Below are 8,534 nucleotides of genomic sequence, written 5' to 3'. Positions count from 1 at the left end.
GGTCGACGCCGCCGTGCCCGGCGCCGCCCCCTCGCCCGCCGCCGGCATCGCCGCCCAGGCGGGCCTGGCCGGCCTCGGCCTCGTCCCCGGACTCGGCGCCGTCGCCGGCGCCATGGACCCGCAGCAGGTCGCGCAGAGCCTCGACCGCTGGCGCGCCGCGCTCTCCACCCGGCTGCGCAGCCACGACGACGTCCAGCTCGTCCTCTCCCCGCTCCAGGCCCTCACCCCCGCCTTCCTCGACGACCTGCGCGCCGCGGCCACCGCCGCGCCCTGGATCGCACTGTTCTTCGACACGTACGAGCGCACCGGCCCGGTCCTCGACGCCTGGCTGTGCGACGTCATGACCGGCGACCGCTACGGCGCGCTCCCCGCCAACGTCGTCGTGACCCGCGCCGGGCAGCAGCGCCTCGACCCCGCCCGCTGGCCGGCCGGTGACTTCGCCGCCGAGCTGGAACTGGAGGTCTTCACCGAGGAGGAGGCCCGCGGGCTCATCGCCGCCAAGGGCGTCGCGGACGCCCGGGTGGTGGACGAGATCCTGCACCTGTCCGGGCGGCTGCCGGTGCTCACCTCCATGCTCGCCGAGACGCCGCCGGCCGCCCCGGGCGGCGGCGACCCCAGCGGCACGGCGGTGGAGCGGTTTTTGAAGTGGGTGGCCGACCCGGTGCAGAGGTCCGCGGCGCTGGCCGCCGCGCTGCCGCCGGCGCTGGACGAGGACGTGTTCCGGGTGGCGGTGGAGCCGGCTGCCCGCGGGCTGTACGGGTGGCTCTGCGCGCTGCCGTTCGTCAGCGACGAGGCGGGCCGGGTGCAGTACCACGGCGTGGTGCGCTCGGCGATGCTGCGCGTGCAGCGCACCCGGTCGCCGCAGCGGTGGCGCGAGCAGCACCGCGCGCTGGCGGCGGCGCACGCCGGCTGGTGCGCGGAGCTGGCCGAGAGCCTGCCGCCCGGGAGCGATCCGGAGGACCGCTGGCTGGACGAGCGGTGGTTCGGCCACCGCCGCAACGAGACGTACCACCTGCTGTGCGCCGACCCCCTCGGCGCCCTGCCGCGGGCCCGCCGCGACGCGCTGCAGGCCGCCGACGTCGGCCCGGCCGAGGTCCGGCGGTGGGCGCGGACCCTGGAGCAGGCGGGCACGGACGCGGACAGCGAGCCGGTACGGGACTGGGGCCGGCGGCTGCTGGCGGCGCTGCGGGAGCACGGGGAGGACGGGCAGGGGGTGGCCGGAGTGTGCACGTTCCTGCTGCGCGAGGCGGAGCTGACGGAGCCGCAGCGGGTGCTGGCGTACACGCTGCGCGGCCGGGAGCACCGCAAGCGCGACGAACTCGACCGGAGCGTCGCGGACTTCGACCGGGCGCTGGCGCTCGACCCGGAGTTCACCCGCGCGTACGCGGGCCGCGGCCAGGCGTACGTCAACCTCGACCGCTTCCCGGAGGCGGAGGCCGACTTCACCCGCTGCGTCGAGCACGGCTTCGACCGCCCCTGGTCGCTGACCCACCGCGGCCGGGTCCGGCTCCACCGGAAGCACTTCGACGACGCGAAGGCCGACCTGGACCGGGCGATCGAGCTGGACCCCTACCCGATGACCTGGGCGATGCGCGGCGAGGCGCGGCGGCTCACCGGCGCGCTGGCGGAGGCGGTCGCCGACTTCGACCGGGCCGTCGAGGCGGCGGACGGCGACTACGCTTACGCCTACGCCAGCCGCGGCCAGTGCCATGCCAAGCTCGGCCGGTCCGACGAGGCGCTGGCGGATCTGGACCGGGCGCTGGCGGTGGATCCGCAGTGGGCGTGGTGCTGGGTCGAACGCGGCACGCTGCACCTGGACGCGGGACGGCACGAGGCCGCCGTCGCCGACTTCACCCGCGCGCTGGAGCTGTCCCCCGCCTACGACTGGGCGTACGGCAACCGGGGCCACTGCCACCGGCGCCTGCACCGCCTCGACGAGGCGCTGGCGGATCTGGACCGGGCGCTGGAGCTGGACCCGCAGTGGTCGTGGTCCTGGGCGGAGCGCGGGGAGGTGCACCGTCTCGCCGGGCGGACCGAGCAGGCGCTCGCGGACTTCGACCGGGCCGTGGCGCTGCGGGACGACTACGCCTGGGCGATCGCCAGCCGGGGGCAGTGCCTGGTGGCGCTGCGGCGGGACGACGAGGGGCTGGCGGAGTACACCCGCGCGCTGGAGATCGACCCGGGGATGACGTGGGTGCTGTCGCTGCGCGGCCGGCTCCACCGGACCGTCGACCGCTTCGACGACTCGCTCGCGGACTACGACCGCGCCCTGGCGGTCGACCCCACGCACGCCTGGCTGCGCACCGAGCGGGCCCGCACACTCGGCCACGTCGGCAGGCTGGCGGAGGCGCACGCCGACCTCGACGTAGCCCTCGCCGCCCACCCGGACGACGGCGACGCCCTGTGCCTGCGCGGCGAGCTGCTCGGCCTGGAAGGGCGGTGGGAGGAGGCGCTCACGGCCCTCGGCCGGGCGCTCGCGGCGGAGCCCGGCCACGAGTCGGCGCACCACCACCGGGGTGAGGCGCTCATCATCCTCGGACGGTACGACGAGGCGGCCGCGGACGTCGCGGCGACCCTCGCGGCCGATCCGGAGGACGGCTTCCACCAGTTCGACGACGCCCTGCTGGCGCGGCTGACGGCAGGCCCCCAGCCCGCCGGACGCTGGGCCGCGGTCGAGGCGCGGATGCTGGCGGACTGCGCCACCGACGCGGACCGCGCGGCCTGCCGGCTGCTGTGCCGTACCGCCGCCGGGGACCGGGCCGCCGGGGGCTGGGCCGCCGCGGACGCGGCGCTGGCGGAGCTGGCGTCCGGGGCGCCGTACTGGCTGCTGCTCACGGACCTGACCGTGAACCTGGGCGTGCTGGCCGCCGCCCCCGGCACGGCGGAAGCGGACCGGGCCCGGATCGAGGGATATCTGCGGGTAATCGGTGATCTGGTCCGCGACCTCCCCGGCGCTTGACGCACATACGCCTTCTGGCCTCACGCTTTCCCTCGATTACAGTGCTGGGCCGGGGCGGATGGAGCCCGTACGGGAAGAGGCACGAGAACGACCGAGCACGACCTGACCGAACGTCCGGACTGAGGTGGCCGAGTGACGACCGCACACCGCACGTGGGGCCGCGCCGAGCAGCAGGACTTCCGCAGCAGAGTGCGCGGCTGCCTGCTCGGCGGCGCGATAGGCGACGCCCTCGGCGCCGGCGTCGCGGACGCCTCGCTGGCGGAGATACGGGCCGGGCACGGCCCGCAGGGCGTCGTGGACTTCGCCCCGGCCCACGGCCGCCGCGGCGCGGTCACCGCCGGCACCCAGATGGGCCTGTTCACCGTCGACGGCCTGATCCGCGCCCAGGTGCGCCGCGACGGCGGCCGCTGGCACCCGCCGACCGACGTGCACGCCGCGCACCGCCGCTGGTACGCCACCCAGAAGGACTGGGGACCCGACGAGCGCAAGGCCGAGGACGGCTGGCTCGCCCGCGAGGAGTGGCTGTACGCGCAGCGCGGCGCGCCGCGCTCCTGCCTGCGCGGCCTGGCCGACGACCGCATGGGCACCCTGCAGCAGCCCCGCAACCCGGAGGCGAAGGACCCGGGGGCCGTGGTGCGTTCGGCGCCGTTCGGGCTGCTGGTCGGCTGGGAGCCGCAGCTGGTCTTCCAGCTCGCCGCCGAGTGCGCGACGCAGACGCACGGCCACCCCACCGGCTATCTGGCGGCGGGCGCGTACGCGGTCGTGGTCCACGGCCTGGCCCGCGGGGACGCCCCGGAGGCGGCGGTGCGGCGGGCGCTGGAGATCCTCGCCGGGCGCCCGGGCCACGACGAGACCACGGCGGCCGTACGCGCCGCGGTCGACGGCGGCGGGCCGGGACAGCCGGGTGCCGCGGGGCAGCCGGGTCCCGGGGGACCGCCGGGCCCCGCCGGGCAGCCGCCACCCGGGCTGGGTCCGGAGCAGGTGGAGCGGCTGAGCCCCGGGGAGACGGCCGCGGAGGCCGTCGCCGTCGCCCTGTACTGCGCGCTGGCGGCCGCCGACGTACGCCACGGCCTGCTGCTCGCCGTCAACCACGGCGGCGGCTCTGACACCACCGGCGCCCTCTGCGGCAGCCTGCTCGGCGCACAGCACGGCGAGACGGCGCTGCCGCCGGCGTGGGTGGCGGAGGTCGAGGGGCGCGGCACGATCCTGCAACTGGCGGACGACTTCGCGCTGGAGATGACGCTCGGCCCGGCGCTGCACGGCGAGGCCGCGCCGAACGAGGCGTGGCTGCGGCGCTACCCGCGCTGACGGCGCGCCGGCGGCCGGACCGGAGCGGGGGAAAGCCCGAGCCCTCTCGGCCGGGACGGCGAGCCAGTCGAGAGGGCCCTTCGGTCTTGCGGTACTGCCTTCTTGCGGTACTGCCTTCTTGCGGTACTGCTTTCCTGCGGCACTGCCTTGCGGTTCTGCTTACCGGTTACCGGTGTTGCTCACGGTGCTGCCGTGCGGTGGTCTCCGGGGTACGCCCCGGAGCCGCCCCCGCGGTCACTCCGCGCGGAGGGCGCCGCCCGCCACCTCGGCCACGAACGCGGCCCACGAGTCGGGGCTGAAGTCCAGGACCGGCCCGTCCGGAACCTTGGAGTCACGCACCGAGACCAGCTCGGGAGCGGTCGAACGCACCTCGATGCACTCGCCGTTGGCCATGGAATAGGTCGACTTGGTCCAGGCGCCGGTGGCGCCGAGTTCGATTGCCATGCTCTCTCCGGTCTCTTGGAGGACTCAACTTCTTCCCTGCCCGTCCCAGGCCGGAGGAAGTGTCGACAGCCCCGGCCCGACGACGAGACGCTACCGCTCGACATCGCGCCGGTCAGAGGGCTTTCACTCGACCGGATGGTGATAGGTCGTCTGCTCTTCCTGCACGTCCCGGTACGGGTGTACTGTGCCTCCGTTTCGGGATACCCGGCACAGCGCCCGACTATCAGCGCGCGTACGCCTTCGCCGCGTCTGCGATGAATTTCCGGGTGTGCTCCGGATTGAGGGCCTGTGCCCGCAAATGCTCGTACATCATGCTGTAGTTGTGGACGTCCTCGCTCTTCTCCAGGTAGAGATCGCTGGTGACGCCCTCCAGATAGATCACGCTGGAGTCGGACTCCTCGGGGAACTCCAGGATCGCGTACTGCCCCGTGACCCCCGGGTGCGCGCCCGTGTCGAACGGCAGCACCTGCACGGTGACGTGCGGCAGCTCCGCCACCTCCAGGAGGTGCTCCAACTGCTCGCGCATGATCTGCCTGCCGCCCACCACCCGCCGCAGCGCGGCCTCGTCGAACACCGCCCACAGCCGCAGCGGCTGCTCGGGCTCCCTTATCCGGTCCTGCCGCCGCATCCGGACCTTGACCCGCTTCTCGACGTCCGCCGCGGTCGCCTCCGGCGAACTGCCGGCGATGACCGCCTCCGCGTACGCGCGCGTCTGCAGCAGCCCCGGCACGACGAGCGACTGGTAGATCCGCAGCGAGGCGGCGGCCGTCTCCAGGCCGATGTAGACGCTGTACGGCACGTCCCCGAACGCGTTCCACCAGCCCTGCTGCCGCGACTCCTTCGCCATCTGCATCAGCGAGCTGACGATGCGCTCGTCCTCCACCTCGTACACCCCGCAGAGATCGCGTACGTCCCGCTGGCTGATGCTGCGCCGCCCGTTCTCCAGCCGGCTGATCTTCGACTGGGAGACGAGCAGCCGGTCCGCGACCTGCTCGGCCGTCATGTTCTTCTGCTCGCGCAGCCTGCGCAGCTCCTGGCCGAGGCGGCGTCGCCTGACGGTGGGGTTGACGTTGGACGCCAAGGGAGTTGCACCTCCGGGTGCGTAATCCGCGTACGGACGTATCTCATTACTGGGTGCAGCCTGCCACCACAGAGCGTGCGCTGCTGGGATCGTCGCGAAATCGCCGCAGAGGGCAAAGGGTTGGCCCACAATGCGGGCCGCACGCCCGCGTCGGTGCGCGCCTGCCGGGCCCGTCCTTGCGCCGCCGGTACGGGAACGCACGGCAGGACCCCGCCCGGCCGAGGCCACTCGGCTGGACAGGGCCCTGCACTGCGGCTCCCGTTCCCGGTCCGGCGGGCAGCGGGCGGCACGCCCCGCCCGTACGCGCACAGCGGCGGGTACGGACGAGACGTCGCTCGCGGCCGTCGGGCGGGCTCAGCGCACCGCGGCCGTCCGGATCATCCCCGCGCGGCGGGACCCCGCGGGAACACCGGCCGGCTGCGCGACCGCCGGCGGACGGGCCGCGGGGCGGCCCCCTCCGGGAGCGCGCCGCGGCTGAGCGGTGACGCCGTTCTGCACGTCCAGCACGGCGTGCGCCACCAGACCGCCCATCGGGTCGTGCCTGATCAGATCCCGGAGCCGGGAGCGCGCGGAGCGCCCCTCGTTCCCGGGGTACAGATGCTTGCCGAGACCGACCGCGTGGGCCAGCGCGGCAAGCGCCGCGGTCCGCGGGTCCGGCGGGACGCCGGTGCGGATCGCGCTGTCCAGCCGGGCGCGTATCTCCCGGCTGATGGCGGTGTCTGTCGCCTGATATCGAGTTGTCGGAAGGACCCCGCACATCTGGCTCTCCACGGCATGCACCATGCCGCAGCGCTCCAGATGGGCGAGATACGTCTGGCGCAACCCCAGACGTGGCCCACCCACCCAGTTGACTGCGCGCACGGGACTGCCCCGGCGGCGCAGCAACTCAAGCGCCGTGTCCAAAGTGGGGTCCCCGGTCGGACGCGGAAGTATCACGGCGATACGATCCCCGTCCGGGGCTATTCGCCCGGCCAGAGCGAGCTCGACGAGCTGTGCTCCTGCCAGGCCGAGGTCGAGCGACTGCGGCTGCGCAGTGGTACCCGTGGCCGGGTCCAGTGCCAGCAGCAGCAGCTCCTCCGGAAGTGTTCTGCGGCTCCTGCCCATCCATGCCTCCCCGCGTGGATGAATGACAGGGTGACGCCTCTCACATTGGTCTGTCGAGAGTGCGTGGGCGCTTTGATCGGGAACCTGTAGGTATGTCGTTCTCGTCTCCCAGATGCGGGCGGGAGACGGCCACGCCCCCTTAGGGTGGGTGGCCACGCCATGGTTGACGCGGTTGTGCGGTTGTGACGCAGGAGGAGGAAGTCGGTGGCGGTCGAGTCCCCCGGGAGGCCCGAGGAGCAGCAACCGTCGGGTTCGGCGACCGTGGACGAACGCGATCCGCAGGACGCGGGCGGCGAACGCGACCCGCGCCTTACGTTCGTGTCTCACACCGATAACGACTCAGCCACGGCCCCGGTTCCCTCCCAGGCGTCCGAACCGGCGGAACCTGCCGAGCCGGTGGAACCTGTCGGCGCGGAGCCGGAGGAGGCCGGTCGGCCGGAGACCGGGGACGGGCCGTCCGCGAAGCCCGAGAGCCGCACGGCGGCGGCCGGTTCGGCCGAGGACGAGGACGAAGACGAAGACGAGGACGGGCCGTCGCCGACGACGGGCGACGGAAGCCCCGCCGGGACGGCGACGGCCGTGGACGGCCCCGAGGCGGGTCCGAAGGACGACGCCGGGGCCGCCGACGCGGCCGCGCCCGAGGCGGAGAGCGCCGACCCGGCGAAGCCGGAGGGCGTCGACGGCAGGACGACGGAGTTGACGCTGCCCGGCGGCGGTTCGGACGCGGACGGGCCGTCCGGGGCGCCGAAGGCCGAGGCCGCACGCAAGCCGGAGGGCAGCACCCCGGCGAAGCCCGCGGGCGACGAGCGCAAGGCGGACGGACCGGACCGGAGCGACGGCCCGGGCGCGGGCGACGCGGCGGCAGCCGCGGCAGCCGGGCCTGCGGCCGGGCGGGCTCCGTCGCGGCCGGAGGGCGATAAGCCGGAGGGTGATAAGGCGGAGGCCGACGGGCACGGGGCCGAGGGCGCCCACGACGACGCCGGCGGTACGGCGGCGGCCGAGGGCGGCCAGGAGGGCTCTGAGGGCGCTCAGGGCGGTCAGCGTGCTGCGCGTGGGGCCCCGGGGGTTCCGGACGTGTCCGGGGGCGCTGAGGCGGCTGAGGCGGACGCGGAGGACGATCGCGCCCGGGACCGGGCCGACGACTCCGGTGCCCCCGGTGTCTCCGACTCCGTCGAGTCCGACTCCGAGCACCGCGCGCCGGACTCCGGCGCCTCCGCCTCCGCCTCCGGCCCCGACGATTCCGACTCCGCCCGCTCCGGCGCGGCCGGCTCCGGCGGCCTCGACTCCGGCGCACCCGGCTCCGGTGCCAAGGACTCCGCCACCGCCGCCTTCCGGCTCGTCGCCGACGCCGACGCCGCCAAGGGGGCCGACGACGACCGGCTGCGCGCCGCCGTCGCCGCCTGGGTGACGAACGGCGGCTCCCCGGCCCGTACCGCCGAGGACGAGCCCGGTGACGCCGTGCCGGGGGCCGCGCCCGGTGACGTCGAGGACGAGCCGGCCGACGCCGTGCCGGCCGAGGAGCCCGGCGCGGACGACGGCTCCTCCGGTACGCCGCTGCCCGCGGGGCGGCTCGACGGGCCGCCCGGCAGCACCTTCGTGCCGCTCAAGCCCGACTCCGACCCCGCGCCCCCGCCGGCC

The 8,534-nt window shown here is 75.1% G+C and carries 5 protein-coding genes and 1 pseudogene; 3 read left to right on the top strand and 3 right to left on the bottom strand.

The window, feature by feature from the left end; genetic code table 11:
- Both ABD317_RS29750 and ABD317_RS29745 read left to right on the top strand, forming a co-directional pair.
- The coding region (locus ABD317_RS29750; RefSeq protein WP_344293774.1) for a tetratricopeptide repeat protein at nucleotides 1-2,959 on the top strand (2,959 nt) is incomplete at its 5' end.
- Nucleotides 2,960-3,091: 132 nt separating this feature from the next.
- On the top strand, nucleotides 3,092-4,267 hold the full coding sequence (locus ABD317_RS29745) for an ADP-ribosylglycohydrolase family protein (protein WP_344293772.1): 1,176 nt from the start codon (nucleotides 3,092-3,094) through the stop codon (nucleotides 4,265-4,267).
- A 234-nt stretch (nucleotides 4,268-4,501) separates the two neighbouring features.
- Here the strand turns inward: ABD317_RS29745 and ABD317_RS29740 are convergent, their stop codons facing one another.
- From ABD317_RS29740 to ABD317_RS29730, 3 genes are all read right to left on the bottom strand, one after another.
- Nucleotides 4,502-4,711 carry a DUF397 domain-containing protein gene (locus ABD317_RS29740; protein WP_344293770.1) on the bottom strand — a complete coding sequence of 70 codons (210 nt, stop codon included), beginning with the start codon at nucleotides 4,709-4,711 and terminating at the stop codon, nucleotides 4,502-4,504.
- Between the two features lie 223 nt (nucleotides 4,712-4,934).
- Nucleotides 4,935-5,792, bottom strand: a complete 858-nt coding sequence (locus tag ABD317_RS29735) for a helix-turn-helix domain-containing protein (RefSeq protein ID WP_344293767.1) — start codon at nucleotides 5,790-5,792, stop codon at nucleotides 4,935-4,937.
- 354 nt (nucleotides 5,793-6,146) lie between these two features.
- Nucleotides 6,147-6,896 (bottom strand): GPP34 family phosphoprotein, encoded by a 750-nt coding sequence (locus ABD317_RS29730; RefSeq protein ID WP_027754706.1) that lies wholly within the window; start codon nucleotides 6,894-6,896, stop codon nucleotides 6,147-6,149.
- Between the two features lie 396 nt (nucleotides 6,897-7,292).
- Between ABD317_RS29730 and ABD317_RS29725 the strand changes: the two are divergent.
- Nucleotides 7,293-8,534, top strand: a pseudogene (locus tag ABD317_RS29725) (hypothetical protein); the annotation flags it as partial.

The organism is Streptomyces synnematoformans (assembly GCF_039531005.1).
GTDB lineage: Bacteria > Actinomycetota > Actinomycetes > Streptomycetales > Streptomycetaceae > Streptomyces > Streptomyces synnematoformans.
The sequence above is the reverse complement of the archived record's forward strand: the minus strand, read 5'-3'. Positions and strand labels throughout refer to the sequence as shown.